Raw genomic sequence first — 26,152 nt, 5'->3', positions numbered from 1 at the left:
TTGGGCGCCAGCGTCGCGTCTTCGTGCAGCGAGGGCGTGAGCAGCTCGCGAACCAGAGCCAGCTGCTCAGGGCTCGCCTCGGGGTAATCCCTCTCGGGCTCGATCGTCTCGCCCCGCTGGCGGCGATACTCCAGCTCGATCGGCACCAGCAGCCGGGCCAGTTTGGTTTGGTCTGGGGAGCCAACCTGCCGGAGCCACTCGGTCCACTTCGGTCCGCGCCCCCGCTGCCAGAGGGCGTCGAACTGGTCGACCAGTTGGTCCAAACGATTAGCGCCCGGTTCTTTGTCCGTCACGGCAAGTGGCTCCGCGGAATAGCGATTTTGAGTGTGGTGATTTTCTCCCGCTGGGGAGCGGTTTGCAATTGGCAGAGCGTGTTTGAGGGTTCGACCGGCGGCTAGCGCCGTGCCGCTCAGTTTTTTGTGTTTGAGGGACCGAAATGTTTTGTTCCATCATCAAATTGCAAAGCCAGCCCGCTCCCGCCGCGATCTCGCCGCGCCGGTCGAGTTCACTCCCGGAGTGTCGTGAGAAAGGCCGTGACATCCTCGATCTCCTCCGCGGTGAGGATCGGCTTGCCGGCGAAGGCTCGCCCGATCCGGTTGCCACCCTCGCTTTTGAAATAGGGCGGCATGATGGTGTCCGGGTTGATCGCCGTGCTGTCGATGAGGCGCGCGCGGATCTGCCCTTCGGTCCAGCGCGATCCCGTGCCGGCGAGCGAGGGCGCGAGATCGCCGTGGAACCGCTCCTCGGGGAACGGCCCGGCATGGCACAGCAGGCAGAGCCCGCGCCGCCGGTCCACCACGATCCGCCGCCCGTTCGCCGGATCGGGCGGGCGGGAGGTGGCGAGCGGTGCGGCTTCCGGCACCACCCCCTTTTCCATGGGTGCGCCGATGGCTGTCGGCCCCGCGAGCAGGGCCGCAAGGCCGATCGCCAGCGCCACACGCCTCATGCGCGGCGCAGATCCGCGTTCTTCAAGGGCAGCGAGCGCACGCGCTTGCCCGTGGCGGCGAAAATCGCGTTCATCACGGCCGGCGCCGCGACCGCGATGGTCGGTTCGCCCACCCCGCCCCAGAAATCGCCGGAGGGCACGAGAATGCTCTCGACCTTCGGCATCTCGGCCATGCGCAAGGCGGGATAGGTGTCGAAATTCTCCTCGACGATCCGCCCGCCCTTCACCGTGCATTCCTGATGGAACGCCGCCGAGAGGCCATAGACGAACGAGCCCTCGACCTGTGCCGCCACCTGGTCCGGGTTCACCACATGACCGGGATTGGTGGCCGCAACGATGCGATGGACCTTGATCTCGCCGGCATTTGAAACGGAAACCTCGGCCGCCGCCGCGACATAGGAGCCGAAGCCCATGATCTGCGCGAGGCCCTTCGCCGTGCCCGGCCGGGAAGGCGTGCCCCAGTCGATGCCTTTCGCCACGGCCTCCAGCACCGCGAGATGCTTCGGCGAATTCTTCATGAGCCTGCGGCGGAATTCCAGCGGATCGACACCCGCCGCATGCGCGAGCTCATCCATGAAGCATTCGACATAGATGGCGTTCTGGTTGAGGTTCACCCCGCGCCAGAAGCCCGGCGGCACATGCGGGTTGCGCATGGCATGGTCGATCAACAGGTTCGGGATGCCGTAGCCGAACGGCCCTTCCGCCCCTCCCGGATTGAGGCCCTGGAACACCACCGGGTCGCGGCCATTCTGCAGGCCCTGCGGGTTCACGCCCGCGAGGATCGACTGGCCGGAAATGCGCATGTGGAGGCCAACGAGGTTGCCGTCCTTGTCGAGCCCGCCCACCATCCGCGCCATGGTGATCGGGTGGTAGGTGCCCTGAAGCATGTCCTCCTCGCGGCTCCAGAGGAGCTTCACGGGAATACCGGGCATCTCCTTGGCGATGAGCACCGCCTGCGTGACAAAATCCGAGCGGCCGCGCCGGCCGAAGCCGCCGCCGAGATGCACCTTGTGCACGTCGCATTTCGCCGTCGGCAGGCCGGAGGCCTCGATGGCTGCGGCGAGCGCGGATTCGCCGTTCTGCGTCGGGCACCAGACCTCGCATTTCTCAGGGGTCCAGAGCGCGGTCGCGTTCATGGGTTCCATGCAGGCATGGTTCTGGAACGGGTAGGAATAGGTGGCCTCGATCTTCTTCGCGGCGCCCGCAATCGCGGCCCTGGCATCGCCCGCCCTGTTGCCCTCGAAGGCCTGCCCGGCCTCAAGGCCGTCATGCAGCATCGCCGCGATGGTCTCGGAGGAGGCATTGGCATTGGGGCCGTTATCCCAGACGATGGGCAGGGCATCGAGCGCGGTCTTTGCCTGCCACCAGGTCTCGGCGACCACCGCGACCGTGTGCGGATTGACCTGCACGACCTTCTTCACGCCCGGCATGGTCATGATCTTCGCAGCATCGAAGCGCGCGATCTTGCCGCCGAAAACCGGGCAGGCCCGGATCGCGGCATTGAGCATGCCCGGCAGCCGGATATCCGCGCCATAGACCTGTTTGCCGTTGAGCTTGTCGACCGTGTCGAGCCGATTCACGGATTGGCCGATGGTGGTCCAGGTCTTGGGGTCCTTGAGCGTGACTTCTTTCGGCGGCTCGAGCTTAGCGGCCGCTGCAGCCACCGCGCCATAAGTCACCGCGCGGCCCGTGGGGATATGCGTGATCACGCTCTTCGCGGCCCGGCATTCGGAGGCCGGAACGCTCCAGGCATTGGCTGCGGCCTGCACCAGCATGATTCGCGCCGCCGCGCCGCCCTCGCGGACATATTGATGGCTCTCGCGGATGCCGCGCGACCCGCCGGTGGAGAAATTCCGCCAGACGCGGTTGCGCTTCAGGTTCTCGCCCGGCGTGGGATATTCCCAGCCGACCTTCGACCAATCCGCCTCGAGTTCCTCCGCCACGAGCTGCGCGAGGCCCGTCAGCGTGCCCTGCCCCATCTCGGAGCGGGCGATGCGCACGATGATCCGATCATCCGGGTGGATCACCACCCAGGCATTGATTTCCGGCGTGCCGGCTTGTGCTTCCGCCGCCGAGAACGGCACGGCGAAACCGAGCGTGAAGGCCCCGGCCGAAGCGGCGGCACCCTTGAGGACGGATCGGCGGGAGAGCGAGAAAGGCGCGTTCATGTCCGTTCTCCTCAAATGCCGGCCGCGAGCTTGATGCCCGCCCGGACGCGATTATAGGTGCCGCAGCGGCAGATATTGGTCATCGCCTCATCGATATCGGCATCAGTCGGCTTGGGCTTCTTCGCCAGAAGCGCCGCGGCGGCCATGATCATGCCGGATTGGCAATAGCCGCATTGCGGCACTTCGAGTTGCAGCCAGGCCTTCTGGATGGGGTGGGAACTGTCGGGCGAGAGACCCTCGATCGTCACGATCTTCTGGTTCTCGGTCACACCACCGAGCGGGATGGAGCAGGAGCGCACCGCCTCGCCATCGACATGCACCGTGCAGGCGCCGCATTGAGCGATGCCACAGCCATATTTCGTGCCGGTGAGGCCTGCCTGCTCGCGCAAGGCCCAGAGCAAGGGCGTGTCGGCCGGCGCATCGATCTCGACCACGCGCCCGTTCACGTTGAGCTTCGCCATATAAACCTCCCCCTCGGCGTTTTCGCCATGCGGATCGAGCCGCTTGAGACAAGAAGATAACCGAGCCCGGCTTCTTGTCACCGTTACGACGAAAGTCGGATTCTCACGATCTCGTGAATTGATCGGCACGCCGCTGCAGGCAGGGCGGCGGGAAGCGCGGGAAGCGTGCAGATCGCTATCTCCCCGGGGGATCGCATTCCCCGGGCTGCGTAGCTTCGGTTGCCCCTGTTGCGCCCACGCCTCGCGCTGCGGATCCTTCTGAAGGCGGTTGAGCGCCATGGCTGGACCTTTGCCGGTCTCTTCGCCTGGAAAGCCACGCCCGAGGGCTTCGAACTGACGCTTCTGAACAATCCCGTGAGCCGGACCATCCGCGCCGATCAGCCGGTCTGCGATTATGATGCTGCGACCTTCGAGACGCTGTTCCGCGGGCTGGCGGGGCCCTCGACCCGCGTCGAGGAAACGGCCTGCTCCGCCAAGGGCGACGCGGCTTGCATGTTCCGCGTCACGCTCTGATGCCGAACAGGCAAAAAAACAGGCCACGCTCGGGGGGCGAGGTGGCCTGTTAGACGAAACCGGCGCTGAATGGCAGGAGAGCGAGCGGTTCCGTTTATCCGGAGGACACCGGATAACTCTCAAGGCTGGGGCCGGACCCTAGACCGGCGGCGGAGTCGCCGGCCACATGTTCGGATCTGCCGGAACGATCAGGTGCTTCACGCCCCAATCATACCAGTTATCCACCACCGTGCCGGTGAGCAGGATGCCGATGCCGCCGGTGATGGGGGTGAGGATCGCGAACCAGAAGGCCCAGCGATGGATCGATTCCATCGTCGCGTTGAAGCCCATCGTCCATCTCCAGAAGAGGGCCGCACGCTCGGAAGCCGTACCGCGATCCGTGATCTGCTCGATCTCGCGCTCGCCGCCGTAGCGGGAGACGGCCAGGATGGTCGCGGCGTGCATCGCGAAGAGCAGCGCCGAGCCATAGAGGAAGACAATCGAGAGCGCGTGGAAGGGGTTATAGAAGAGGTTCCCGTAGCGGATCGAGAAGTTCTGGGTCCAGTCCAGATGGCTGAAGATGCCGAAGGGCACCGCCTCGCTCCAGCTGCCCATCATGATGGGACGGATGAAGCCCAGCACGAGATAGAGCCAGATCGCCGCCGCGAAGGCCCAGGCCACATGCGTGCCCATGCCCAGGGCCCGGGCTCGACGATAGGTGCGCACCCACCACAGCAGGATGGAGGCGGTGAGAAAGAACCCCGCCAGCAGCCACCAGCCGCCCTCCGCCAGGGGCGGAATGGTGAGGCCGTATTCCGGCTTTGGCGGATCGAGCGAGAGCCAGAAGAGCTTGCGCACAAACTGCACCGGATCCCAGTTCACCGATGCCCACATGTTGAGGCCGATGATCTCGATTGCGACGATGCCGCAGAAGATGGAGGTGAGCCCCGTCCAGCCGAGATAGACCGGTCCCAGCTGTGCATCGCCAAGCTTGCCGAGCCAGTAGGAAGTCAGGGTCTGCTTGCCCCGTTCCGAGTCGCTGTTCTTCAGGGGAACGCCGAGATCGGGCTCGCCGTGGACCTGAACCTTGGTGAAGATGTTTTGATAATAGGCCATGTTGAAGTCCTCGCCACTTGGGGGAGCAGAGACCTGGGAAAGTGCCGGCCGGTCAGCGCGGAGAAATCGCGGTATCGGCCCAGAACCGCCAGTTGAGCCACCAGTTCCACCAATCCGCCCAGTTCTCGGTCCAGTATGGACCCGAGATGATGATGCAGACGGCGCTCCAGAAGCCGGATGACAGCGCAAGGAACAGCCCCAGGCGATGGATGCCCAGCGTGCCGATCGAGTAACCGATCGTGTCGCGGAAGAAGCTGTTCTCATGCTCGGGTGTCTTCACAGTCTCACCCTTGGCCGGGTTCGTGGCCGAGAGGATGAGGCCGCCATGCAGGGAAAGCGCCAGCGTGGTGGTGAAGAAGAAGGTGATGGCGATCATATGCGCCGGGTTGTAGTGGAACTGGAGATACTGATACCCCGTGTTCGACACCCATTGCAGATGGCTGAAGATGCCATAGGGAAACCCGTGTCCCCATGCGCCAAGGAGGATCGGGCGGAACACAACCAACGTGACATAGGCGAAGATCGCGACGCCGAAGGCGAAGGGTACATGATAGCCCATGCCGAGCTTGCGGCAGATTTCGACCTCACGCAGGGCCCAGGAACAGAAGGCACCGATCGCGCAGAACGTGATGATCTGCCAGAGGCCACCCTCCATCAAGGGCGCGAAGGCGAGGCCATAGCTGACATCCGGTGGATTGATGCTGATCAGCCATGGGTTCCAGGTGGGCCCCTGGCTTGCGCCGAAGATGATGAGCGTCGTGCCCAGAATGGCGAAAAAGGCCGAGGTCACGCCGAAAAACCCGACATAAAACGGCCCGACCCAGAAATCGAAGAGATCGCCGCCGACGAGCGTGCCCCCGCGCACGCGGTATTTCCGTTCGAAGCTTAGCAGTGCCATGGCTGCCTCCCAGTGCCCAGCGCCGTCAAACCGGGCGGACGAAAGCGTTTGAGGGAAGGCCGACGGGGAGCCCGATGGACACCTCGTCGGCCGTTATCGTCACCCGGTTCAGGTCTTCCATCACAAAGACCCTCCCGGACCAGTGCCGTTATTTCGGGGCCGCTTTCGCGGCCACCGGCGCGTTCAGCCAGCTGTTATAGCGAGGCGTGCTCAACTGGATGAAGTGATTGATCATCACCATCAGAAAGGCGAACGTGCACACCGCCACCAGCGTTCGCCGTGGATCAAAGATATACCAAATTTTCCACATGTATTTGTCTCCGTGTTTCTCGAGAATGAACTCGAGTCATGCTTAGAACCACGGTCGCCACATCCAGATAAGGATATGCGCGATCAGCGAAACGGCGGCGAATCCCAGTGTTCCTTGCATGAAGAAACCATGGAATTCCTTCGCCTCATTTTCGGTGAGGCCCGTCAGGGACCCTCCTTTGTCAGCCATGAGCGTTGTCCTTTCGGCTTTCCGGGGCTGGAAGTTACCGTGCATCTCCCGCACGGCCGGTGAGCTGCAGCCTTGCCCGCAGCATGCATCGGAGCAGGCCGGAGCCCGTTCCGCGGCAATTCTTCATCCCATGAAGATCCAGGGGATGATGGCTCCTGCATCCGCACGCGCTTCCATGAAGACGGAGGTGCGGTTGCGGGGGCCGGGAGTGTTCTTGGCACGCATGAGGCGGCGCCCGATCACGACGGGAACCAGCATGCAGGCGGTGACGAAGGTGATGCGCCGGCAAAGCCGGGCCTGATCCGCGCGCGATTTCAGGCGCTGCGGACGATCGAGCTTGGTGGCGTAGCTCATGGCAGGCTCCTTCTTGTTCTTGCGAGGGTCGGAGGGCGCATAGGTGATCGGCACATCCGTCATGTCTGCATCTCCGGTTTTGCGCGTGCTTCAGCATCAAGATGTTCGGGCTGCACGATTGTGAGGCCGGCAGCACGCGCCTGGCGTTCCGCGTTGTCGCGCAGGCGTTTGGCAGCGGAGATCCGCACCAGAACGGGTTGACGCTCGAGGAAGCGATCAAGAAGCGCCTTGGCTTCGCGCTCCCAGGTCAATTCGCGATGCTCGCGGGTGGGGGTTGCCTCCACCGCATCCATCTGGCTCGCAAGCGGCAGGATGTGGAACAACGCATCGAAGAGCGCATTGCACACTTCCTGCACGAGATAGACCGAGCCGGCATAGCCCATGAAGGGCGTGCCCGTATGCCGCCGGATGATCGCGCCGGGGAAGGAAGCCGGTATATACATGGCCCGCGCGCCCGCTTCCGCGAGATACATGCGTTCATTGTAGCTGCCGAACATGACGAGCGGCGGCTTTTCGCGGATCGACCGGATGATGGCTTCCGCATCCGTTTTCGTGCCGGCCGAGCGCGAGACCGCGAGCGTGCAGGGCAGGCCCATCTCGTCTTCGAGGAAATGGCGGACACCGCGGGCATAGGTCTCGTTCGCGACGATCGCGAAGGAGGCCGTGCCGAAGAAATCCTGCGTCACCGAGCGCCAGAGATCCCAGATCGGCTTGATGGTCGTGTGCTTCTCGCGCGCGATGAAGGGCTCGGGGTCGAGCCCCAGCAATTCGCCGAGCGAGCGCAGGAATTTCGTGGTCGAGTGCAGGCCGATCGGCGCCTGGAGATAGGGCCGCTCCAGCGCCTCGCAGAGCATGCGGCCGAATTCTCGGTAAAGGCAGACATTCACCTCCGCCTCGGCGAGCTTGCCGATATCGGCGAGATGCGTGCCGAGCGGGAAGCACATATGCACTTGCGCGCCGATCCCCTCGATGAGGCGGCGGATTTCGGCGAGGTCCGACGGCATGTTGAACATGCCATAGGCCGGGCCGATGATGTTGACCCTGGGCTTCGCGCCTTCCGCGCGCGGCTTCGGTTTCGGCACCTTCTTCGGGCCGAATTCGCTCCACAGCCACATCATCGCGCGGTTGGCGCTCTGCCACTGGTCCTCGTCGATCGTGCGTGGCAGGAAGCGCTGGATGCTCGTGCCCTGCGGGGTGACACCGCCGCCGATCATCTCGGCGATGGAGCCGGTGACCACCACCGAGGGCAAGCCGGAATCCAGCACCGAATAGGCCTGTTTCATGGCATTCTCGGTGCCGTGCTGGCCCAGCTCCTCCTCGCCAAGGCCGGTGACGACGATCGGCAATTCATGGGGCGGCAGCGCATCGGTGTAATGCAGCACCGAGGTGACGGGGAGGTTCTCGCAGCCCACCGGGCCGTCGATGATGACCTGCAGCCCCTTCACCGCCGTGAAGACATAGACCGCGCCCCAATAGCCCCCTGCCCTGTCGTGATCGAGGATCAGCATCACGGGATCTCCTCGGCCATGCGCTTCGCCTTGATGGCACGGGCCTCAAGACGCTTGCGCTTGTCAGGATCGTCGACGGGTTCGCCCGAGGGCCAGATGCCGGCGGCATGGCAGGTTCCGACGCCATCGAAGAATGCGTTCATCGCGTCGAAACGGGCCTTGTTGCCCAAAGCGCCATTGATGACCTGGGCGAGGCTGCCCGCACCCGCCGGACCCATGAGGGGCCGCGCGGAGATGAGGTTCGTGAAATAGAGAGCCGGTATCGCCAGTTCCTTCGCCTTCTGCACCACGGGCGTGGTGCCGATAACAAGATCGGGCCTGAACTCGGCCATCGCTGCGAGATCCTGCTCGAGCGAGGCGCGATATTGCACCTGCACACCATGGGCGAGCAGCCAATCGCGGTCATCATCCGACCAGACCGTGCGCGGGCAAGCGGTGCCGACGTAGCGCAGATCCGCGCCGCTTTCGACGAGGAGGCGGGCGACCAGCAATTCAGAGCCCTCATAGCCTGAAAGCGTGATGCGGCCCTCGATGGGCTTCGCGGAAAGCGCGCCCCTGATGGCGGGCAGGATCTTGTTCTGCGCAGCCGCGATGCGTTCGGCCGGCACGTTGCAGGCCTGGCCGATCTTCTCGAGCCAGGCGGCGGTGCCGTCATGGCCCACGGGCGCAGAGCCCACCACGCGGCGTCCCGCGACCTCGAACTCGCGGATCGACGCGGTGTAGAAGGGGTGGATGGCGGCGACCGCCGCGCAATCCAGCGCGGCGTAGAGTTCGCGCCATTCGCGGGTGGGAACCACGGGGCCGGCGGCAAGGCCCATAGGCTCCAGCATCATGCCGATGCCCACGGGATCGGCCGGGAACATCTCGCCGAGCAGCGTCACGGAGGGCTTCTCGGATTTACCCCCGCGCGGCGCCTGCACCGGGCCGTGCTCCGCCTCCTGGCGGGCATAGTTCAGCATCGCGCCGGCGAGGATATCCTTCGCCTCGGCATGGGTCGGCACACCGAAGCCCGGCACATCGATGCCGATGATGCGCACGCCGTTGATTTCCTTCGGGAGAAGCCGCAATGGCACGCCGGACGCACTCGGCACGCAGAGGTTGGTGACAACCACCGCATCATAAAGCTTGGGATCCGCCAGCTTGAAGACCGCGTCGCGGATATCCTCGAAGAGCTTGCCGGTGACGAGCGTCTCCGAATTGAAAGGCACATAGCCCACGCTCCGGCGCGCGCCGTAGAAATGCGAGGTGAAGGTCAGGCCATAGACACAGCAGGCCGAGCCCGAAAGCACGGTGGCCGTGCGGCGCATGCGCAAGCCCACGCGGAGCGAGCCGAAAGCCGGGCACATGCTCTGCGGCTTCTCATGCGGGCCGGCGGGGTAATCGGTCTCGTACCGCTGAAGCGTCTCGCCGAGGCCGGCCTCGGCCGCGCGGGCCTTCAGGCTGGACTTGTCCGCGTGGCAGCCGATGCCATCCAGCTGCCCCACAGGCTTCGCTTCCAGCGCAGGCGCGCCAGATGCAGAAGCATGGATCGGGTCCAGGTGGTCAGTCATCAGAAATTCCCCGGCGGAAACAGGCGATTGGAAGGCTCAGACGTTGTCGTAGACCACCTCCAGCGTCGGCTTCACGAGATCGGACTTGCCGCACATCTGCTCGAGCGTGGCCGGCACCAGCACCACGTCGCGGCCAACGGAATCGCCATCGAACAGACCGAGCAGGCCATCCGGCGTCAGCGGCTTCGGGCGCATCGGCGGGGCTTCCGCCACGTTCCTCGCGAGGTTTTCAAAGAGCGGGCCCCAGGGGCTGCCGGGGCGGCCGATGATCTCGTATTTCGCGCTCTTGCGGCGGATATCCTCATCTGCGGGAATGGCCGCGAGAACGGGAATCCCGGCGGCATCCGCGAAGGCCTGCGCCTCGCCGGTCCCGTCATCCTTGTTGATCACGATGCCCGCGACGCCGACATTGCCCCCAAGACGGCGGAAATATTCCACCGCCGAGCAGACATTGTTCGCGACATAGAGCGATTGCAGGTCGTTTGAGCCGACGATGATGACCTTCTGGCACATGTCGCGCGCGATCGGCAGGCCGAAGCCGCCGCAGACCACGTCACCCAGGAAGTCGAGCAGCACGTAATCGAAGCCCCATTCATGGAAGCCGAGCTTTTCGAGCAGCTCGAACCCATGGATGATGCCGCGCCCCCCGCAGCCGCGACCGACTTCCGGCCCGCCAAGTTCCATCGCGAACACACCATCACGCACGAAGCAGACATCGCCGATCTTCACCTCGTCACCGGCAAGCTTCTTCTTGGACGAGGTTTCAATGATGGTGGGGCAGGCCTTGCCACCGAAGAGCAGCGAGGTCGTGTCCGATTTCGGATCACAACCGATCAGCAGCACCTTCTTGCCCTGCTGGGCCATCATGTAGCTGAGATTGGCGAGCGTGAAACTCTTGCCGATGCCGCCCTTGCCGTAGATCGCGATCACCTGCGTCTGGCTGGTCGCCGGGGCGGTATGCACCTCCTGCTCCGCACAAGCCGCTTCCGCACGCAGCTTCTCGGTCATCGCGCCCGCGGCGGATTGGCCATTGCGGGTAACCTCGACCTTCAGGGCCTTGTCACGCAATTGCACATTCATCGTCAGGCTCTCCACTCGAGGATCATTTTCAGGCACTGGGCATCGCCAAAGGCGGTGCGATAGGCCGAAGGCGCGTTCTCGAACGGCTCCGCATGGGTGATGAGGCCATCGAGCGACAGGGCACCATCCACCACCAGCCGCTGCACGGCGGCGAGATCGGGCTCGCGCCATTCCGCCGCGACGCGCAGGCGCAATTCGCGCAGGAAGGCGGGCGCGAAGGCGAACTGGATCGGCGCGTGGTAGAAGCCCGCGAGAACCAGCTCGCCGCCGGGCAAAAGCCGGGCAATCAGCCGATCCATCAGGCCCGCATCGCCGCTGGCATCACAGATCGTGCGGTAGCGGCTGTCCTGATCTTCATCGGGGTGGCGGAGCGCATAGCCCTCTGCACCCGTTAGACGGACGGAATTCGTTTCCCAGACAACCGGCTTGCCGCCCAAAGCCACGGCAATGCGCGCGATGAGCCGACCCAGAACGCCATGGCCGATGATGAGATCGGGAAGCGCGCTCGCTTCCGCCACAATCGCGTGATGCGCGGTCGCCGCAAGTGCGAGCAGAACCGCTTCGCGGCCGAGGGACTCGGGCACCGGCTTCACACGGTTGCCCTGCACCACGACGCGGCTCGCCGCCCCGCCGAAGAGGCCGCGCGCGTCACGGAACCCTTTCGAGCCGGGCACGAAGACCTGCTCGCCGATATGGCGGCCGGATCGAGGCCCCGCCTCGATGACGCGGCCCACCGATTCGTAACCCGGCACCAGCGGATAGCCGAGGCCCGGGAAAGGCGGCATGGCACCGGTCCAGAGCAGCTTCTCGGTGCCGGTGCTGATTCCGCTCCAGGCGATATCCACCACCACGTCTTCCGCGCCGGGATCGACCAAGTCGAGCCGCCGCAGCGCGAGCTGCTCGGGCCTCTCCATGACGACCGCAAGCGTTTGCATGGCGGACTCGACCTTCTGTGTCAGGTTGGAATGACAGCCATCCGTAACTTTAGAGTGACGCTTTGGGTTGTCAATTTCTTTTGACAGGGATTCTATGATGTCTGTCACTTTTCAGGCGGGCTTGCGCGCCACGAGCCCGCTTGCCAGGAGCGGGCGGGGCATGGAAAGACTGCGAGCACCCTCGAAACCCGCCGTTTCCAGCATGGTCCGAATCTCTTCGGGCGTGCGCGCGCGGCCCGAGCCCATGGCCAGCAGGTAGAATCCGAAATAGGCATCGGCCATGGCTTCGGCGCCCTTCTGGCCACTCATCGGCTCGGCGATCAGCAGCGTTCCGCCCGGCGGAAGGGCAGCGAAAACACCTCTGAGAATCGCCTGCGCATCCCCATCGTCATGGTCGTGCAACACGCGGATCAGCGTGGCCAGATCGGCACCCCTCGGCAGGGGCCCAAGTCGCGCATTTCCGGGAAGGAGGGTGACGCGGTGGGCGATTCCGGCTTCCGCGAATCGCGGGCCGGCCAGCGCGCAAACCGGCGGCAGGTCGAAAAGCTGGAACCTGAGGTCGGGCGCGGCCGCCGCCACGGCGCGGATGAACCCGCCTGTTCCGCCACCGATATCCAGCATCAGCCGGTGCTGCGCGAAAGGATAGGCCGCGAGCACATCCTCCACCACGAGCGAGAGCGATGCCGCCATCAGGCGGGAATATTCCTCGACGCGCAAATTGCTTTCGGGATGCCCGGCAGTCGCATAGCCCCAGTAATCCTGCAGCGCCGTGCGGCCCGCCTCCCCGCGCAGCAGGCGAACGGGATCGGCGAGATCGGCGTAGAGCAGATGATGGTGCTCGATCATCCGGAGCGCACCGGGGTTGCCGAGCAAAGCCGCGCCTTTCATGCCGAGGCCATAGCGCCCGCCCCGCCGCGCGGCCGTGAGGCCCAGCGAGGTCGTGGCCTTCAGAAGGCGCGCGGTCGAAACCTCGGAGAGCGCGAGTTCGGGTGCGAGATCGGCCGGGGTTCGTGCCCCCTCCCGCAGGCGTTCGAGAAGGCGAAGATCCACCGCCGCCCGCAGGATCTGCGCATAAACGAAACCCGCGCACAGATCGAAAACAGCCGCAGCCTGCCGTGTCGCGACGGGACGGGTCAGTGGAAAACGGGCCGCAAACCTCTGAAATCGTGGGGAAGACGCCACAAGATCGCGGATGGCATAGAAGCGATCGGCGAGCGCGGCCATGGCAGGTTCATGCCGCGCGGCGGGCGAGGCTCTCCGGCAGGAAGCTCCGCGCCGTGATCCGCATCTGCGCCTGCAATTCCACCTGGCCCGGGCATTCCGGCACCACTGAAACCGCATCCTCGATCATCGCATCAAGGGCAGCGATGGCACCGGGAACGCCGAGTTCCAGCGCCAGATTCGGACGGTGCAGCAGGGCATCCTGCCCGGCGGGCTTGCCGATCTCGCCGGCGGTTCCGGCGACATCGCGAATGTCATCCGCGACCTGGAAGGCGCTGCCGAGTTTCTCGCCCAGCGCCCGCCACGGCGCTCCGGCATGGCCCGCCGCGGTTGCGCCAGCCATGGTGGCACCGGCAAAAAGCGCGCCGGTCTTCGCCTGATGGTAGCGCGCGAGATCGATCGAGCTTTCGGCCTCCCAGGCTTGTCCGGCGACAATGCCGCCGCGCGTGCCCACCGCACCGCCGAGAATAGAGACGAGCGCCGCCATCCGCGCGGGATGCGCAATGGCATGGCGTGCCACCGTCTCGAAGGCGAGAACGATGAGCGCGTCCCCGGCCAGCACCGCGAGCGGCTCGCCGAAGGCCTTGTGCACCGAAGCCTGGCCGCGGCGGATTTCAGCATCATCGAAGCAGGGCAGATCGTCATGAACAAGCGAGGCGCAGTGCAGGAACTCGATGGCGGCCGCGGCACCGGCGACGATCGGCCCGGCCTTCGCGCCGCAGGCTTTGGCGACCGCCATGGCGAGGCGCGGGCGAATGCGGGCGCCGCCAGGGAACACCGCGTAGTGGATGGCCTCGCCCAGCCGGGGCGGGCAGCCCTCCAGCCTTGCTTCCGACAGGATGGCCTCCAGGAACCGCTCGAACTGGACCATCCGCCCCTCCTCCCGCGAAACCATCCGCACAACCCGCATGGACAGCCTGTCTGACACTTGCGCGGATCGCGATCTGTGTAATGATGATTGGACAGTTTTTTATGTCAAGCGATTATGTCAGCGCCGCTTGACGCTTCCGGGAGCATCCCATGCGCCTCTCTCCGCCCGTGGCGGTGATCGGAGCCGGTTTCGGCGGGCTCGCGGCAGCGATGCGTCTGGCGGCCGGGGGCTGCGCGGTGACCGTGTTCGAGGCAATGCCAGAACCCGGCGGCAAGGCGCGCAGCGAGTTTTCCGGCCCGCATGCGCTGGAGGCCGGGCCAACGGTTTTCACCATGAAGCCGATCTTCGAACATCTTTTCGCGGAGATCGGTGCGGATTTCGATTCCGCAGTGAAGACCACGCCGCTGGCCTGCCTCGCGCGGCATTTCTGGCCGGATGGCTCTGAGCTCGATCTCTTCGCGGATCGGGATCGGTCGAGCGACGCGATTGCAGCCTTCGCCGGCCCCTTGGCCGCGGAAGGCTTCCGACGTTTCTGCACGGACAGTCGCAGCATGTTCGAGGCGCTGGATCTCTCCTTCATGCGACGCGCGAAACCGGGACCGGTGGAACTGGCGCGCATCGCGGGCCTGTCGGCCATGCTGCGGATCCGACCTTTCACCAGGCTGTGGGATGCCCTTGGCGATTACTTCCCCGATCCGCGCCTGCGCCAGCTCTTCGGGCGCTATGCCACCTATTGCGGCTCGAACCCCTTTCTTTCGCCCGCGACGCTGATGCTCATCGCCCATGCCGAGATGGAGGGCGTCTGGGCCATCGAGGGCGGCTTGCCAAAGCTTGCAAAAGCCATGGCGCGAGAGCTGGAACGTCTCGGCGGCACGTTGCGATGCGATGCGCGCGTCACCCGCATCGAAACCCGGCAGGGGCGCGTCTCGGCGATCGTGCTGGCGAGCGGAGAGGTTTTCCCGGCCGAGGCCGTGATCGTGAACGCCGATACGGAGGCCTTCCATCTTGGGCTTCTGGGCGATTCAATGCGAGAGGCCGTGCCGGCGCGAACCCGCGCCAGGCGCTCGCTCTCGGCGGTCACGGTCAGCTTTGGCGGGCACATTTCAGGGCCGGGGCTGCCGATGCACAATGTCTTCTTCTCGCGTGATTATGCGCGGGAATTCCGGCAATTGGCGCAAGGGCACATGCCCGAAGACCCCACGCTCTATCTCTGCGCGCTCGATCGGCGCGATTCCCCCATGAACCGTCGCGGCGGTGAGGAGCGCTTCCTCGCGCTCATCAACGCGCCGCCCCGCGGCGATGATCTCACCTTCGACAAGCTGGAGCCAAACCAATGCCAAGCCCGGATCGAGGCCGTCCTCTCCCGCCATGGCGTGCGAATCCTGCCGGGCCGCCACTCCCCGCGAACGATGACGCCGCAGGATTTCGAGGCACTTTTTCCGGGATCGGGCGGGGGGCTCTACGGCCAGGCAACCCACGGAGCCATGGCCTCGTTCCAGAGACCGGGGGCGCGAACCCGGATTCCGGGCCTCTATTGTGCCGGCGGGAGCGTGCATCCGGGGGCTGGCGTGCCGATGGTGACGATTTCGGGCAGCCTCGCGGCGGAGGCCCTGCTGACGGATCTCGCTTCGACCTCGCGGTTCCACCCGGTGGCTATGCCTGGTGGTATCTCGACGCCGTCAGCGACGATGGCCGGAACGCGCTGACAATCATCGGCTTTGTCGGCAGCGTCTTCTCGCCCTATTACGCCTTCGCGCGGCGCCAGAAGCCGGTTTCGGCCGAAAACCATGTCGCGCTGAATGTCGCGCTCTATGGCGAGAAGCGCGGCTGGGCCATGACCGAGCGCGGTGCCTCCGCCCTCGACCGCGACCGCGACCGGCTGGTGATCGGCCCGAGCGCGATGCGCTGGGAGGGGTGCGATCTCGTGATTTCCGTGCAGGAATGGGGCTTCCCCCTGCCCCGGCGCCTGGTGGGGGAAATCCGCGTCACGCCGCAGGTCTGGGGCGGGCAGGCCTTCGTGCTGAACGAGCAGGGCCAACATCTCTGGCACCCCGTCTCGCCACTCGCGAGCGTGCGGCTCGATTTCGAGCGGCCCGATCTCTCCTGGCGCGGCACGGGCTATCTCGATCACAATCGCGGCGATGCGGCCATCGCGGAGGGCTTCGTGGCGTGGAACTGGCAGCGCGCGGCGCATGAGAACGGCGCGCTCGTCGCCTATTCCGGCACCCGGCGCGATGGCCGGAACTTCGGTTTCTGCGTGGATTTCGGTCGCGACGGCGTGGAAATGGAGCAGGTTCTGCCACCGGCTCAGATGCTGCCGCGCACGCTGTGGCGCGTGCCGCGCATCGCCTATGGCGAGGCCGGGACGAAACTTCTGAAAACGCTGGAGGATACGCCCTTCTATTCCCGATCCATCATCGAGATGGCGCATATGGGCCGGAGGCTGGAGGCCGTGCAGGAGAGCCTGTCGCTCACCCGTCTCACGCGACCCATCGTGCAGGCCATGCTGCCGTTTCGCATGCCGCGAAGGGGCTAGAGCATCCGCCCGCCAGATGGATAAAGGTTGGCGGAAAAAGGGATCAGCGCGAAGGAACATCCAGCCGGCGCTCGGCCCATTCGAGCCTCTCGATGATCGAGAGCACGGGCAGGACGTGGCCGCTCACATCCCACCAGAGTGGCGGAAAATGCGGGAGGGCGCGCTGCGGGCTCGCCGCGCCGATGGCGTCGATCATGAACCGGTTGGCCAAGAGCGGCTCGGTGCCGGTCCGCCGGCGGCGCGCGGCGATTTCGCCCGAAAGCGGCGCATAGGCACGGAACGCAAGCACCATCTTCCAGCGATCCCGCACGACAGCGCGGCGGGCGATCGGATCGGCGCGATGGCGCAGGAGATCCGCGCCAATCTCCGCATAGATCAGCCGCGCCGCCCGGATGGCGGGGCGACAATCCGGCGGCAGCAGCACGATGCCGTTCTCCGCCCGCGCATAGAGCCGCTCGGCCTCGGCGAGAAGGCGCCTGACGAGCGCAGCGATGGCCAGGCTGAAGGCGGGGCGCGCGAGAAACTCTCGCGCGTCGATCCCCGCTTCCGCAACCCAGTCGCGCGGAAGATAGAGCCTGCCGTTGCGCGCATCCTCGCCCACATCACGCGCGATATTGGTAAGTTGCATCGCCACGCCGAGATCGGAGGCGGCCGCGAGCGCGGCATCGGAGCGCGCGCCCATCAACAGGCTCATGACGATGCCGACCGAACCGGCGACGCGGGCGGCATAATCCTGCAGCTCGCCAAGGGTTTCATAGGCCCGGCCCTTCGCATCCCAAGCGAAGCCCTCCACAAGGGCATCCACGGGCGCGCGGGGAAGATCATGCTTCGCCATCACGCTCGCGAAAGCGCGATCCGCCGGGTGATCGAGGGGCGCACCCCTCGCCATGGCCTCGATACGCTCGCGCACGCAAGCAAGGCCCGCTTCCGGGCTTTCGCCGAGATCGATCAGGTCATCGGCGACACGGCAAAAGGCATAGAAGGCGGTCGCGGGCCGCACGATCCGCTGCGGCAACAGCCGCGAGGCCATGGCGAAGGAGCGCGATCCCTTCTCGAGCAGCTGGCGGCAGGCCCGATAATCCGGTTCAAGCATGCGGCGCTCCTGCCGGGGCTGGCACGACCTCATCCAGCACCTTCGCCGAGCAGAGCACGCCCGGCACGCCCGCGCCGGGATGCGTGCCCGCTCCGACGAGATAGAGACCGTCGAGCTCCTCGCTCCGGTTATGCGGGCGGAACCACGCGCTTTGGAACAAGGTAGGTTCCAGGCTGAAGGCCGCACCATGCGTGGAAAGGAGCCGCGATTCGAAATCGAGCGGCGTCATCACGGCGGAGGTCACGAGGTTCGCGCCGAGCTTCGGCAGGAGCGTCGCCTCGAGATGCGACTGGATGCGCCGGCGCATGGGTTCGGCCTCGCGGCGCCAGTCAATCTTGCCCTGCAGGTTCGGCACCGGCACAAGGCAATAGAAGGCATCATGCCCCTCGGGCGCGACCGAGGGATCGGTGGCCGACGGCCGATGCAGGTAGAGGTTGAAATCCTTCGAGAGCCGCTTCCCGGTGAAGATGTCATCGAGCAGGCCGCGATAGCGCGGACCCATCTGGATCGTGTGGTGATGCAGGTGCTCGTAGCGATGCCTCGTCCCGAAATACCAGACGAACACCCCCATCGAGTAGCGCGCATTTGCGAGCTTCCTCACCGTCCAGCGCTTCTTCGGAAGGTCTGCCAGCAAGGTGCCATAGGTATGGGCGGTGCAGGCATTGGAGACGACGATATCCGCTTTCAGGCGCGCACCATCGGCGAATTCCACGCCCGTCACGCGGCCATGTTCATGCAGGATGCGCGTCACATCCGTGCCGGGGCAGAGCGCATGTCCTTCCCCGCGCACGAGATCGGCAAGGCCGGCGACCACCGCGCCCGTTCCGCCCATCGCATAATGCACCCCGAACTCCCGTTCGAGATGCAGGATCAGCGCATAGACCGCAGTGACATTGAACGGATTGCCGCCAATGAAGAGCGGGTGGAAGCTCAGCGCCATCCTGAGGCGCTCGTCGGTCACGTGCCGCGCGACCATTTTGTAGAGCGAGCGATCCGCCCGCATCATCGCCATCTGCGGCACCGCTTTCAGCATATCCGTGACGTGCGAGAAGGGCCTTGCGGAAAGCTGTTCGTAGCCCACGCGATAGATTGCGGCGCTCTCCTTGAGGATCTTCGCATAACCCTCCGCCTCGCCCGGCGCGAAGGCGGCGATGCGCGCGCGCATCGTTTCCTCGTCGCCGCCCCAATCGAGATGCGAGCCATCCGCGAAGGTGATGCGATAGAAGGGGTCGAGCGGTTTCAGCGTGACATGATCCGCCATCCGCTTGCCGCAAAGGGCCCAGAGCTCCTCCAGCAGGTCCGGGGCGGTGATGAGCGTCGGGCCGCGATCGAAAGTGAAACCATCCTGCTTCAGCACGGTCGCGCGGCCGCCGGGTGTGTTGAGTCGATCGACCACCGTGACGCGATAGCCCCGTGCGCCGAGCCGGATCGCGGCGGCCAAACCGCCGATCCCCGCGCCAATCACCACCGCGTGCGGGCGCAGCGGATAGGGCAGCGGTGCCCTTTCGCGCGCATCAGGCGGGAGAAGTGATTGCAGGCCCATGGTGCTCTCCCTCAGCCCGTCCGCCGCAGGGCGACAGGCTTCGCGATGTCGTGAATCAGGGCTGCGATTTCCAGCGGGTTTTCCTCGTGCACCAGGTGCCCGCCCTCCTTCAGCCAATGCAGGTGAATAGCCGGGTGCCTGCGCTTCAGATGCCGCGCATCCTCCGGCGAAATCGCCTTGTCGCCCTGCGCCACGATGAGATGGAGGATCGAATGCAGATGCCCCAGCTCCTCGTTCAGCGGCACGAGGTCCCAGTTCGCCATCATGGTGATGGTGGATCGCAGATGCGCGTGCGACCGGAAAAGGCGCTGGTAAAGATCAAGCCCGCGCTGGTCGATTCGGGAGCCCGTCCCCTCCATCAGCCGACGGATCGCGCTCGCGTCGTTCGCCTGCCAGGCGAAGAAGCGCGGCACGAGCGGGTTCAAGGCAAAGAACCGCGCAAGCGATGAAAAGGCCCGTCCCGCGCCACCACCGAAGGGGCGCAAGGCCGCATTAAGCCCGATGATCGCGTGCGGGTTGATCGCCCCGTCGAGCGCCATGCGGATGAGCAGGGCGCAACCGGCGGAATGGCCCACGGCATCCATCGGCTTCTCGCCAAGTTCCGCCACAAGCGAGCCCAGCAGCTTCGCCATGCCGGGCAGCGAGATTTCGGCCGAGCGCGGCATCTGCGTAAAGCCATGGCCGGGCAGATCGGGCGCGATCACCCGATAATCGCGTGCGAGCAGAGGCAGCAGGTCGCGCCAGGAATGGGTGGAAGCCCCCGTGCCGTGCAGCAGCAACAGCACCGGGCCCTTGCCCTTGCCCTCGACCTGCACGTGCCAGGTGATGCCGCCGGCCTTCACAAAGCGGCTGGCCTTGCGGTTCGGCCAGTCCTTGCCATCGCGAGCCCAATCCAGCGGCGCGTTCATGAGGCCCGCCTTTCCCGCTCCCGCCCCTGCAACGCGGAGACGGCGCTGACGAGCCTTTGCGGATCTGCCTGCGGCAGCGGCAGGTAGCGCGCCTGCATCGCGCGCGCCAGCGACGCCGCCTGTTCCGCAGGGCGGGCGGAGGTATCGATGACCATGATCGGCTGCCGCAATTCCGCGAGGCGACGGCCCGAGGCAAGCGCATCCTCCATCGCCTGAACGCGGCCGGGCGAACCATCGCGGGCGATATTCGCGCGGCCATCGGTCATGAAGACGAGGAAGGGTGTCTGCCCCGCGCGCAACACGGATTCGGCCGTCAGCCGCGCATTGTCGATGGCCGTGGCGAGCGGGGTGCCGCCGCCGCCGACCATCGCCGCGAGGGCACGGGAAGCTCGCGTCAGCGCGCGCGTCGGCGGCAGAACCACGTCCGCCTTCCGGCCGCGAAAGGCGATCAGCGCCACCTCGTCGCGGCGCACATAGCATTCGGCCAGCAGAAGCTGCACCGCGCCCTTCGCTTCCTGCAGGCGCTGGAGCGCGGAGGAACCGGAGGCATCCACGACAAAGATGGTGGTGGTGCGGCTGCGCGCCTTGCGCCGGACGATGCGGAAATCCTCGCGCCGCACGGCGATGCCCTGCACCGGCTCACCCGGCCCATGGCGGAGCTTCTGCCAGGGGGCGGCGGCGCGCAAGGTATCGATGACGCTGAGGCGCGCGCCGGTGCGCGGATCGCCCGCCTTCGAGCCAAAGACACGTCCGCGCTCGCGCGCATTCTTCGCGGCCTGCCCGGTCGAGCCGGTGCGGCGCACGCGGAGCGCCCCCATCTTCGCGAGCAGGCTTTCGAGCAGCTTCGGCGGAAGGCTCGCGAGCGCCGTCTCGACCGGAATGTCCTGCGGGATATCATCGGGTTCGCGGCGCGGCTGGCTCTCGTCCGGCGGCGGAGGTTCATCCGGCTCGGCCGGCGCTTCGTCGGGCTGCTCGGCACTTTCCGGCAGGCACGTCGCGCGCGGGAGCATCGCGAGCGCGATGGCGTTGAGGATATCAACGCTTTCAATGCGCAAGCGACCCTCCAAGGCCGCAAGCACGCGGGCGATCGCCAGGGCCTGCAAGGGCGTGCGCAAGGAGGGGATGCCGAGTTGCAGCGCGGCGGCACAGAGTTCCGCGAGATGGCGCGCCTCGGGCTGCACCTGCGGCAGCAGCAAGCGCGCCTGCCGCACCGCTTCGGGCTTGCAGGGCTGGCCTGAGGCGGGCAGCACCGCAAGATCCAGGCAAAGACCGAGACGATCCGTCAGCGCGAGCGGCGGCGCCTCCCCCGGCTCGCCCTCGTCGCAGGCGATGAGCCCAAATTCCGCCGGGTTCAACTGCGCCAGGCCATCGCGCTCGGAGCGCGCCTCGCCCGTATCCATCGCGCGGGTGATGAGGGCCGCGGCAGAAGGATCAAGTCTTTCAGCCATGGTCACCACCAGCACCCCGCCATGCGCCGTGGCAAGCAGGCCGGCCTCGCTCACGGGGCGGCCGGTCGCAAGGGTCGCCGAGAGATCAAGGCCGCCAAGCAACCGGGCCTCCGAAACGCCGGCCGGCACGCGCCGCCAGGGAATTTCCGGCGGCATGAGTTTGTTGAGTTCCGCCAGCCAGCGGTCCCGCGCCACGCCCGCCCCGGCGCGAAGCCACAACCCCCCGACAGCACGTGGCGCCACCGCGAGCACGGCGGCGGCCAGCCCCGCAAGATCGCCGACCGAGGGAGCCGGTGCGGCGGGTTCGGCCCTCATGATTCGGCCTTTTCTTGACCAGTCTTTTCTTGCCCGTTCTTTTCTTGCCCGAAGACTTCCTCGATCGCCCGTTCCACCCGCACGGCGGCGCGCGCTTCATCGAGTGGGTTGCGCCGCAGGCGATGCTGAAGCGCCATCACGCCCACGGCCTTCACATGCTCGCCCTCGACAGAGGTGGCCCCCTGCCAGGCGGCCATGGCACGCGCGGCGCGGATGAGCGTGAGTTCGCCACGCAGGCCATCAGTGCCGAGCGCAAGGCAGAGTTCGGTGGCCCGCCGCAGAGCTTGCTCGCTCACTGCCAGCATGGGCAGGCGGCGGCGCGCGGCGGCAATGCGCCGGCGCAGGGCGACATCCTTCGGCTTCCACCGGGCGCAGAACCCCTGGGGATCCCGGTCGAACGCATCGCGGCGGCGGATGACTTCGATGCGCGTTTCAAGATCGGTCGGCGTCACCACATCCAGCGAGAGGCCGAAGCGATCCAGCAATTGCGGGCGAAGCTCGCCCTCCTCCGGGTTGCCGGAGCCAATGAGCACGAAGCGGGCGGGATGACGGATCGAGAGGCCCTCGCGCTCCACCACGTTCTCGCCGGAGGCCGCGACGTCCAGCAGCACATCCACGAGATGATCTTCGAGCAGGTTCACCTCGTCTATATAGAGATAGCCGCGATGCGCCTTGGCCAGAAGACCGGGCTGGAAGGCCTTTTCGCCCCGCGCCAGCGCCTTTTCGAGATCAAGCGCGCCGACGACGCGATCCTCGGTCGCGCCAAGCGGCAGATCCACCACCGGCACGGCGATCTCGACGCTGGCATCGAGCGATTTGCCCGGCCTCAGGCCACGGCAATGCTCGCAGGAATCGGCAGGCCGCCCCGGTTCGCAGGAATAGGGGCAGCCGGCGACGGCCCGCATCGGCGGCAGAAGAGCGGCGAGCGCGCGGATGGCGGTCGACTTGCCCGTGCCGCGATCGCCAAAGATCAGCACGCCGCCGATCGTGGGGTCGACGGTTGTCAGCAGCAGGGCGGTCTTCATCGCCTCCTGCCCGACAAGGGCGGAAAACGGGTAGAGCGCGCGCCCCTTCGGCGCTTCGGCCTGCGGCTCGGGCGTGCGACGACGCGGACGGCTCGCGGGCCGGAAACGCGGCGCCAGCTCCTCCATGGCCTCGGCAAGGCCGTAGCCGGTATTGCTCGACGGGTCTGGAGAGATCTTGAGAGCGGACATCGGCCTCTCCTAGGCGGGGGGATCGGTGAGGCGCAGGGGCAGGCGGAAGACCACGTCTTCCTCCACGCCCTTGAGTTCGGTGAGGGTGACGGCGCGGAACTGCCGGAGATGCGCGATGGTCGCCTGGATAAGCTCTTCCGGCGCGGAAGCACCGGCCGAGAGCCCGAGGCGCGATACGCCGTCGAACCAGCGCATGTCGATGACCTCCGGCCCTTCCACGAGGCGGCTCGGCACGCCGGATTGCGCGCCGATTTCACGCAGGCGGCTGGAATTGGAACTCGAGGGCGAGCCGATGACGAGGATCAGCTCGGCGCGGCCCGCCATTTCCATCACCGCGCCCTGGCGGTTCTGGGTTGCGTAGCAGATGTTGCGCGTCTCCGGCCCGAGAATGGCGGGGAAACGCGCCTTTAGCGCCGCGATGACCTCGCGCGTATCCTGCAGGCCGAGCGTGGTTTGGGTAATGTAGGCGATGCGGGCCTCATCCTGCACCACGAGCCCGGCGACCTCTTCCGGCTTCGCGATGACATGCAGGCGACCATCGATCTGCCCGCGCGTGCCTTCCACCTCGGCATGGCCGGCATGGCCGATGAGGATCACGTCATAGCCGTTCTCGGCATGGCGACGACCCTGCACATGCACCTTGTGCACCAGCGGGCAGGTCGCATCGATCACATCGAGATGGCGCTCATCCGCCGCGCGCTCGACCGTGCGTGAGACGCCATGGGCGGAAAAGATGGTTACAGCACCCTCGGGGATTTCATCGACTTCCGAGACGAAAACCGCGCCCTTCTCGCGCAATTGCTCCACCACATGGGTGTTGTGGACGATCTCGTGGCGCACATAGACAGGCGCGCCATGAATCTCGAGCGCACGCTCGACGATCTCGATGGCGCGCACCACGCCCGCGCAGAATCCACGCGGATTGGCGAGGAAAATCTCCAGCGGCGGCAGGGGCGAGCGTGCCTCAGCCACCGGCACGAAGGGAGCCGAATGAGCGGTCATGCTTCCTCCCTCTCATTGTGTGAAAAGCGGCGGATTTCCGCGCGTTTCGAGCGCTCCGCGAGCGAGATCAGCAGGCCGCTCGCGCCACCCTTGCGCTGGCGCGGCGCACGCGGTGTGACCATCTCGAGCGAGGCACTCACGATGCCATCCTCATCAAGACCGGCCTCGGCATAGAGCCGCGCCGGGCTGTCCTGATCCTGGAAGCGATCCGGCAGGTGCAGCGCGCGGATCACCAGCTTTTCGGGCAGCCAGGGCTGCGTGACGAGATGCTGGATGACATGGCCGCAGAAACCGCCGATCGCGGCATCCTCCACCAGCAGCACGGCTTCATGCTCGCGCGCGAGCTGCTTCACGAGGGCCTTGTCAAAGGGCTTGGCAAAGCGCGCATCGGCCACCGTGACCGATAGGCCGATCGCCTCCAGCCGCTCGGCGGCTTTCAGGCACTCCCCAAGACGCGCGCCATAGGAGAGAATGGCAAGATCCGTGCCCTGCCGCAGCACGCGGCCCTTGCCGATGGGGAGCACCTGCCCGCGTTCAGGGAGCGCCACGCCAAGGCCATCGGCGCGGGGGTAGCGGAAGGCGATCGGCCCGGCATCATGGGCGGCCGCGGTCGCGACCATGTGAACGAGTTCGGCCTCGTCGCCCGCCGCCATCAGCACCATGTTTGGCAGGCAGCCCAAGGCCGCGACATCGAAGGCACCGGCATGGGTCGGGCCATCCGCACCCACCAGCCCCGCACGATCCATGGCGAAACGCACCGGCAGGTTCTGCAAGGCGACGTCGTGCATCACCTGGTCATAGGCGCGCTGCAGGAAGGTGGAGTAGATCGCGCAGAACGGCTTCATGCCATCGCAGGCGAGGCCCGCCGCGAAGGTCACCGCATGTTGCTCGGCGATGCCGACATCGAAGAACCGCTCGGGAAAACGCTTCTCGAACAGATCCGTGCACGTGCCGGACGGCATGGCGGCGGTGATCGCGATGATGCGCGCATCCCGCTCGGCCTCGGCGACCAAAGCCTGCCCGAACACCTTGGTGTAGGAGGGCGCGGCAGCGGCGGGCTTCATCTGCTTGCCGGTCGCAACATCGAAGGGCACGACGCCATGATAGCAATCGGCGCTCGCCTCGGCCGGGGCATAACCCTTGCCCTTGCGCGTCTTCACATGCAGGAGAATCGGTCCTCCGGCCTCGCGCGCCGCCCGCAAGGCGGGCAGCAGGCTCGCGAGATCATGCCCGTCCACCGGCCCGCGATATTCAAGACCCAAAGCGCCAAAGAGGCTGGCGGGCGTCTCGTCCGCCGCATTTCGGCCGCGCAGGGCGGTGAGATGCTCGGCCAGCGCACCAACCGGGGGCGCGATCGACATATCGTTGTCATTGAGCACGATCACGAGATCCGAGCGCAGCGAACCGACATTGTTCATCGCTTCGAACGCCATCCCGGCGGACATCGCGCCATCGCCAATCACGCAGACAACCTTGTTATCCTTGCCCTGCCGGTCGCGTGCGACGGCATAGCCGAGCGCGGCGGAGATCGAGGTCGAGGTATGCGCGGCACCGAAGGCGTCGTACGGGCTTTCATCGCGCCGCGTGAAGCCCGCGAGGCCGCCGCCCTGCCGCAACGAGCGCATGCGATTGCGCCGCCCGGTGAGAATCTTGTGCGGATAGCTCTGGTGGCCAACATCCCAGATGAGCACATCGCGCGGCGTTTCATAAACGCGATGCAGCGCGACGGTGAGTTCCACCACGCCGAGGCCCGCGCCGAGATGCCCGCCGGTTTCGGACACGGCATGGATCATCTCGAGCCGCAATTCATGCGCCAGCCGGGCGAGATCGCGCTCCGGCAAGGCGCGCAGATCGGCCGGAACCGTCACGCGATCCAGGATCGGAGTTGCGGGCTGCGGAGCATCCGGCATCATCGCCACCTCCCCGGAGTTGTTCCACGATCGAAACACTCGACTGTCAATTTATTTTGACATGTGCGGAGGCGCATGCAAGCG

At 66.1% G+C, this 26,152-nt stretch carries 24 protein-coding genes; 2 read left to right on the top strand and 22 right to left on the bottom strand.

Going from position 1 to position 26,152, the window contains the following annotated elements:
• From ACKODO_RS11515 to ACKODO_RS11500, 4 genes are all read right to left on the bottom strand, one after another.
• The coding region (locus ACKODO_RS11515) for a hypothetical protein (protein ID WP_408983571.1) at positions 1-293 on the bottom strand (293 nt) is incomplete at its 3' end.
• A 212-nt stretch (positions 294-505) separates the two neighbouring features.
• The gene (soxX, locus tag ACKODO_RS11510) at positions 506-946 is read right to left on the bottom strand and encodes a sulfur oxidation c-type cytochrome SoxX (RefSeq protein ID WP_408983570.1); all 441 of its coding nucleotides are present in this window, start codon (positions 944-946) and stop codon (positions 506-508) included.
• Positions 943-3,114: a molybdopterin cofactor-binding domain-containing protein gene (locus ACKODO_RS11505; protein WP_408983569.1), complete on the bottom strand. Its 2,172-nt coding sequence runs from the start codon at positions 3,112-3,114 to the stop codon at positions 943-945. The genes soxX and ACKODO_RS11505 overlap by 4 nt, the downstream gene beginning before the upstream one ends.
• An 11-nt stretch (positions 3,115-3,125) precedes the next feature.
• Positions 3,126-3,575 carry a (2Fe-2S)-binding protein gene (locus tag ACKODO_RS11500; RefSeq protein WP_408983568.1) on the bottom strand — a complete coding sequence of 150 codons (450 nt, stop codon included), beginning with the start codon at positions 3,573-3,575 and terminating at the stop codon, positions 3,126-3,128.
• A 228-nt stretch (positions 3,576-3,803) separates the two neighbouring features.
• Between ACKODO_RS11500 and bchJ the strand changes: the two genes are divergently transcribed.
• On the top strand, positions 3,804-4,088 hold the full coding sequence (bchJ, locus tag ACKODO_RS11495; RefSeq protein WP_408983567.1) for a bacteriochlorophyll 4-vinyl reductase: 285 nt from the start codon (positions 3,804-3,806) through the stop codon (positions 4,086-4,088).
• 138 nt (positions 4,089-4,226) lie between these two features.
• Here the strand turns inward: bchJ and pufM are convergent, their stop codons facing one another.
• The 11 genes from pufM to ACKODO_RS11440 form a co-directional block, all read right to left on the bottom strand.
• Positions 4,227-5,183: a photosynthetic reaction center subunit M gene (pufM, locus tag ACKODO_RS11490; protein WP_408983566.1), complete on the bottom strand. Its 957-nt coding sequence runs from the start codon at positions 5,181-5,183 to the stop codon at positions 4,227-4,229.
• Between the two features lie 52 nt (positions 5,184-5,235).
• Positions 5,236-6,081, bottom strand: a complete 846-nt coding sequence (gene pufL / locus ACKODO_RS11485; RefSeq protein WP_408983565.1) for a photosynthetic reaction center subunit L — start codon at positions 6,079-6,081, stop codon at positions 5,236-5,238.
• A gap of 148 nt (positions 6,082-6,229) precedes the next feature.
• Positions 6,230-6,391 (bottom strand): light-harvesting antenna LH1, alpha subunit, encoded by a 162-nt coding sequence (pufA, locus tag ACKODO_RS11480; RefSeq protein WP_408983564.1) that lies wholly within the window; start codon positions 6,389-6,391, stop codon positions 6,230-6,232.
• 42 nt (positions 6,392-6,433) lie between these two features.
• Complete coding sequence (pufB, locus tag ACKODO_RS11475) at positions 6,434-6,580, bottom strand: light-harvesting antenna LH1, beta subunit (protein WP_408983563.1); 147 nt, start codon at positions 6,578-6,580, stop codon at positions 6,434-6,436.
• A gap of 123 nt (positions 6,581-6,703) precedes the next feature.
• Positions 6,704-6,997, bottom strand: a complete 294-nt coding sequence (locus ACKODO_RS11470; protein ID WP_408983562.1) for a hypothetical protein — start codon at positions 6,995-6,997, stop codon at positions 6,704-6,706.
• On the bottom strand, positions 6,994-8,442 hold the full coding sequence (gene bchZ, locus ACKODO_RS11465; protein ID WP_408983561.1) for a chlorophyllide a reductase subunit Z: 1,449 nt from the start codon (positions 8,440-8,442) through the stop codon (positions 6,994-6,996). Before bchZ ends, ACKODO_RS11470 begins: the two co-directional genes overlap by 4 nt.
• On the bottom strand, positions 8,442-9,992 hold the full coding sequence (gene bchY, locus ACKODO_RS11460; protein ID WP_408983560.1) for a chlorophyllide a reductase subunit Y: 1,551 nt from the start codon (positions 9,990-9,992) through the stop codon (positions 8,442-8,444). Before bchY ends, bchZ begins: the two co-directional genes overlap by 1 nt.
• 36 nt (positions 9,993-10,028) lie before the next feature.
• Positions 10,029-11,072: a chlorophyllide a reductase iron protein subunit X gene (locus tag ACKODO_RS11455; RefSeq protein WP_408983576.1), complete on the bottom strand. Its 1,044-nt coding sequence runs from the start codon at positions 11,070-11,072 to the stop codon at positions 10,029-10,031.
• 2 nt (positions 11,073-11,074) lie between these two features.
• Positions 11,075-12,007 carry a chlorophyll synthesis pathway protein BchC gene (gene bchC / locus ACKODO_RS11450; RefSeq protein ID WP_408983559.1) on the bottom strand — a complete coding sequence of 311 codons (933 nt, stop codon included), beginning with the start codon at positions 12,005-12,007 and terminating at the stop codon, positions 11,075-11,077.
• A gap of 111 nt (positions 12,008-12,118) precedes the next feature.
• Positions 12,119-13,231, bottom strand: a complete 1,113-nt coding sequence (locus tag ACKODO_RS11445) for a methyltransferase (protein ID WP_408983558.1) — start codon at positions 13,229-13,231, stop codon at positions 12,119-12,121.
• Between the two features lie 7 nt (positions 13,232-13,238).
• Positions 13,239-14,099 carry a polyprenyl synthetase family protein gene (locus ACKODO_RS11440; protein WP_408983557.1) on the bottom strand — a complete coding sequence of 287 codons (861 nt, stop codon included), beginning with the start codon at positions 14,097-14,099 and terminating at the stop codon, positions 13,239-13,241.
• Positions 14,100-14,248: 149 nt separating this feature from the next.
• Here ACKODO_RS11440 and crtD point away from each other — a divergent pair, with 149 nt between their 5' ends.
• Positions 14,249-15,805 (top strand): 1-hydroxycarotenoid 3,4-desaturase CrtD, encoded by a 1,557-nt coding sequence (gene crtD / locus ACKODO_RS11435; RefSeq protein ID WP_408983556.1) that lies wholly within the window; start codon positions 14,249-14,251, stop codon positions 15,803-15,805.
• 873 nt (positions 15,806-16,678) lie between these two features.
• On the opposite strand, the gene ACKODO_RS11430 is transcribed toward crtD, so the two are convergent.
• The 7 genes from ACKODO_RS11430 to dxs are packed head-to-tail and all read right to left on the bottom strand — an operon-like array spanning position 16,679 to position 26,068.
• Positions 16,679-17,728: a phytoene/squalene synthase family protein gene (locus tag ACKODO_RS11430; protein ID WP_408983555.1), complete on the bottom strand. Its 1,050-nt coding sequence runs from the start codon at positions 17,726-17,728 to the stop codon at positions 16,679-16,681.
• Positions 17,721-19,271 carry a phytoene desaturase family protein gene (crtI, locus tag ACKODO_RS11425; RefSeq protein WP_408983554.1) on the bottom strand — a complete coding sequence of 517 codons (1,551 nt, stop codon included), beginning with the start codon at positions 19,269-19,271 and terminating at the stop codon, positions 17,721-17,723. The genes ACKODO_RS11430 and crtI overlap by 8 nt, the downstream gene beginning before the upstream one ends.
• Before the next feature lie 11 nt (positions 19,272-19,282).
• Complete coding sequence (bchO, locus tag ACKODO_RS11420) at positions 19,283-20,179, bottom strand: alpha/beta fold hydrolase BchO (protein WP_408983553.1); 897 nt, start codon at positions 20,177-20,179, stop codon at positions 19,283-19,285.
• Positions 20,176-21,942, bottom strand: a complete 1,767-nt coding sequence (locus tag ACKODO_RS11415; protein ID WP_408983552.1) for a magnesium chelatase subunit D — start codon at positions 21,940-21,942, stop codon at positions 20,176-20,178. Before ACKODO_RS11415 ends, bchO begins: the two co-directional genes overlap by 4 nt.
• Complete coding sequence (gene bchI / locus ACKODO_RS11410) at positions 21,939-23,156, bottom strand: magnesium chelatase ATPase subunit I (protein ID WP_408983551.1); 1,218 nt, start codon at positions 23,154-23,156, stop codon at positions 21,939-21,941. Before bchI ends, ACKODO_RS11415 begins: the two co-directional genes overlap by 4 nt.
• A gap of 9 nt (positions 23,157-23,165) precedes the next feature.
• Complete coding sequence (gene ispH / locus ACKODO_RS11405) at positions 23,166-24,158, bottom strand: 4-hydroxy-3-methylbut-2-enyl diphosphate reductase (protein WP_408983550.1); 993 nt, start codon at positions 24,156-24,158, stop codon at positions 23,166-23,168.
• A complete protein-coding gene (dxs, locus tag ACKODO_RS11400; RefSeq protein WP_408983575.1) occupies positions 24,155-26,068 on the bottom strand; it encodes a 1-deoxy-D-xylulose-5-phosphate synthase in 1,914 nt (637 codons plus the stop codon). The genes ispH and dxs overlap by 4 nt, the downstream gene beginning before the upstream one ends.
• Between the last annotated feature and the right edge of the window lie 84 nt (positions 26,069-26,152).

It is taken from the genome of Rhabdaerophilum sp., from assembly GCF_046092605.1.
GTDB lineage: Bacteria > Pseudomonadota > Alphaproteobacteria > Rhizobiales > Beijerinckiaceae > Rhabdaerophilum.
The sequence above is the reverse complement of the archived record's forward strand: the minus strand, read 5'-3'. Positions and strand labels throughout refer to the sequence as shown.

Excerpts from the sequence above, each read along its gene's own strand:
- soxX (WP_408983570.1), bottom strand. The coding sequence starts at position 946 with ATGAGGCGTGTGGCGCTGGCGATCGGCCTTGCGGCCCTGCTCGCGGGG.
- ACKODO_RS11505 (WP_408983569.1), bottom strand. The coding sequence starts at position 3,114 with ATGAACGCGCCTTTCTCGCTCTCCCGCCGATCCGTCCTCAAGGGTGCC.
- ACKODO_RS11500 (WP_408983568.1), bottom strand. The coding sequence starts at position 3,575 with ATGGCGAAGCTCAACGTGAACGGGCGCGTGGTCGAGATCGATGCGCCG.
- pufM (WP_408983566.1), bottom strand. The coding sequence starts at position 5,183 with ATGGCCTATTATCAAAACATCTTCACCAAGGTTCAGGTCCACGGCGAG.
- pufL (WP_408983565.1), bottom strand. The coding sequence starts at position 6,081 with ATGGCACTGCTAAGCTTCGAACGGAAATACCGCGTGCGCGGGGGCACG.
- pufA (WP_408983564.1), bottom strand. The coding sequence starts at position 6,391 with ATGTGGAAAATTTGGTATATCTTTGATCCACGGCGAACGCTGGTGGCG.
- pufB (WP_408983563.1), bottom strand. The coding sequence starts at position 6,580 with ATGGCTGACAAAGGAGGGTCCCTGACGGGCCTCACCGAAAATGAGGCG.
- ACKODO_RS11470 (WP_408983562.1), bottom strand. The coding sequence starts at position 6,997 with ATGACGGATGTGCCGATCACCTATGCGCCCTCCGACCCTCGCAAGAAC.
- bchZ (WP_408983561.1), bottom strand. The coding sequence starts at position 8,442 with ATGCTGATCCTCGATCACGACAGGGCAGGGGGCTATTGGGGCGCGGTC.
- bchY (WP_408983560.1), bottom strand. The coding sequence starts at position 9,992 with ATGACTGACCACCTGGACCCGATCCATGCTTCTGCATCTGGCGCGCCT.
- ACKODO_RS11455 (WP_408983576.1), bottom strand. The coding sequence starts at position 11,072 with ATGAATGTGCAATTGCGTGACAAGGCCCTGAAGGTCGAGGTTACCCGC.
- bchC (WP_408983559.1), bottom strand. The coding sequence starts at position 12,007 with ATGCAAACGCTTGCGGTCGTCATGGAGAGGCCCGAGCAGCTCGCGCTG.
- ACKODO_RS11445 (WP_408983558.1), bottom strand. The coding sequence starts at position 13,231 with ATGGCCGCGCTCGCCGATCGCTTCTATGCCATCCGCGATCTTGTGGCG.
- ACKODO_RS11440 (WP_408983557.1), bottom strand. The coding sequence starts at position 14,099 with ATGGTCCAGTTCGAGCGGTTCCTGGAGGCCATCCTGTCGGAAGCAAGG.
- crtD (WP_408983556.1), top strand. The coding sequence starts at position 14,249 with ATGCGCCTCTCTCCGCCCGTGGCGGTGATCGGAGCCGGTTTCGGCGGG.
- ACKODO_RS11430 (WP_408983555.1), bottom strand. The coding sequence starts at position 17,728 with ATGCTTGAACCGGATTATCGGGCCTGCCGCCAGCTGCTCGAGAAGGGA.
- crtI (WP_408983554.1), bottom strand. The coding sequence starts at position 19,271 with ATGGGCCTGCAATCACTTCTCCCGCCTGATGCGCGCGAAAGGGCACCG.
- bchO (WP_408983553.1), bottom strand. The coding sequence starts at position 20,179 with ATGAACGCGCCGCTGGATTGGGCTCGCGATGGCAAGGACTGGCCGAAC.
- ACKODO_RS11415 (WP_408983552.1), bottom strand. The coding sequence starts at position 21,942 with ATGAGGGCCGAACCCGCCGCACCGGCTCCCTCGGTCGGCGATCTTGCG.
- bchI (WP_408983551.1), bottom strand. The coding sequence starts at position 23,156 with ATGTCCGCTCTCAAGATCTCTCCAGACCCGTCGAGCAATACCGGCTAC.
- ispH (WP_408983550.1), bottom strand. The coding sequence starts at position 24,158 with ATGACCGCTCATTCGGCTCCCTTCGTGCCGGTGGCTGAGGCACGCTCG.
- dxs (WP_408983575.1), bottom strand. The coding sequence starts at position 26,068 with ATGCCGGATGCTCCGCAGCCCGCAACTCCGATCCTGGATCGCGTGACG.